Source organism: Citreimonas sp. (assembly GCF_042096055.1).
GTDB lineage: Bacteria > Pseudomonadota > Alphaproteobacteria > Rhodobacterales > Rhodobacteraceae > Citreimonas.
In genome coordinates, this window is the sequence record NZ_JBELMH010000004.1 from 74,998 (window position 1) to 76,731 (window position 1,734).

The 1,734-nt window shown below is 66.2% G+C and carries 2 protein-coding genes and 1 pseudogene; all 3 read right to left on the reverse strand.

The features are described from left to right. Positions 1-199, reverse strand: a 199-nt coding sequence (locus tag ACFDTC_RS02315) for a hypothetical protein (protein WP_375257253.1), incomplete at its 3' end; no start/stop codon positions are given. 121 nt (positions 200-320) lie between these two features. Further along, positions 321-1,343, reverse strand: a complete 1,023-nt coding sequence (locus ACFDTC_RS02320; RefSeq protein WP_375257254.1) for an amidohydrolase family protein — start codon at positions 1,341-1,343, stop codon at positions 321-323. 2 nt (positions 1,344-1,345) lie between these two features. Continuing rightward, a pseudogene (locus ACFDTC_RS02325) lies at positions 1,346-1,734 on the reverse strand (4-carboxy-4-hydroxy-2-oxoadipate aldolase/oxaloacetate decarboxylase); the annotation flags it as partial.

Sequence of the window (1,734 nt, forward strand, 5' to 3'; positions counted from 1 at the left end):
CGCGGGGCAGGTCGGCGCGCGTCAGGCCCATCTGCTCCAGCTCGGCGTCGGACTTTCCGGACAGGTGCGCATGCACCCTGTAGGCGCGGAAGCCCGAGAACAGACCGAAGGGATCGCGCACGAACCGCTTCGGCGCGATGGCGTCGACAAGGCCCCGGAAATCCGCGCGGCGCGTGATGTTCGTGGTAACCGTGGTCATGGCGAAACTCCTCTCATGCTGCGTTGCAACATAAGGGTCGGGGCCATGTTTTCAACGGTTTCCGCCGCGTCGCATGGCGGCAATGCCGCAGATGCAAAGCTTCTGCCCGGTGATTGGGCGCCTACAGCCCCCGGGCGCGCAGCGCCTTGTCCAGCCGCGGATAGACCCGGCGCGCATTGCCCTCGAACACCTTGGCGCGGTCGGCCTCGGACAGGTCCAGCGCGTCGATATAGCGCTTGGTGTCGTCGAAGTTGTGCCCGGTCTCGGGGTCGACGCCCTTCACCGCGCCGAACATCTCGGACGCGAACAGGATGTTGTCGACGTCGATCACCTCGAACAGGCAGTCGATGCCGGCCTGATGGTAGACGCAGGTGTCGAAATAGACGTTGCGCATCACGTGCTCGCGCAGCGGCGGCTTGCCCATCATGTCCGCAAGGCCCCGGTAGCGGCCCCAGTGGTAGGGCACCGCCCCGCCGCCATGCGGGATGATCAGCCGCAGGTCGGGAAAGTCGGCGAAGAGATCCCCCTGCAGGAACTGCATGAACGCCGTAGTGTCGGCGTTGATGTAATGCGCGCCCGTCATGTGGAAGTTGGGGTTGCACGAGCCCGAGACGTGGATCATCGCCGGCACGTCCAACTCGACCATCTTCTCGAAGAACGGATACCAGGCGCGGTCGGTCAGCGGGACGCCCGTCCACATGCCGCCCGACGGGTCGGGGTTCAGGTTGCACCCGACGAAGCCCATGTCGACGCAGCGTTCGAGCTCCTCGATCGCGTTGGCGATGGGGGCCTCGGGGTTCTGCGGCAGCTGGCAGACGCCGATGAAGTTCTCGGGGAAGATCCGCGTGACGCGGTGGATCATGTCGTTGGACAGGCGCGTCCATTCCTTCGACATCGCCTCGTCGCCGACATGGTGGCCCATGCCGGACGCGCGCGGCGAAAAGATCGTCATGTCGCCGCCGCGGTCCTTCAGCGCCTTCAGCTGGTTGCCCTCGATGCTCGCGCGGATCTCGTCGTCCGAGATTTCGCCCAGCTCGGGCTTGGGGTTGGCCTTTGGGTCGTCGAAATGGGCGATCTGGGCCTTGCGGAAGTCCATGAACGCCTTGGGTTCGGTCGTGTAATGGCCGTGGCAATCGATGATCATGGTCACTTCCCCTCGTACTCGGCTTGGGTGACGTAGCGCAGACCCTTGGCGGCCAGCTTCTCGCGCATGGTGTTCACGTCGAGGCCCAGCTCGCCCGCCTGATAGCGGGCGCGCGCGGCGGCCTCCTTGTCCAGCCGCGCCTCGCAAGCCTTGACCACCTCGGCCACGTTGGCGCGCGGCACGACGCAGACGCCGTCGGTGTCGGCCACGATCGCGTCGCCGGGGTGCACGATGGTCTCGCCGCAGCTGACCGGCACGTTCACGTCGCCCAGCGTTTCCTTGACCGTGCCATGCGCGCAGATCGAGCGTGACCAGACCGGAAAGCCCAGCTCTTCTAGTTCGTCCACGTCGCGGCAGCCCGCGTCGATGATCAGCCCGCGCACGCCGCGCG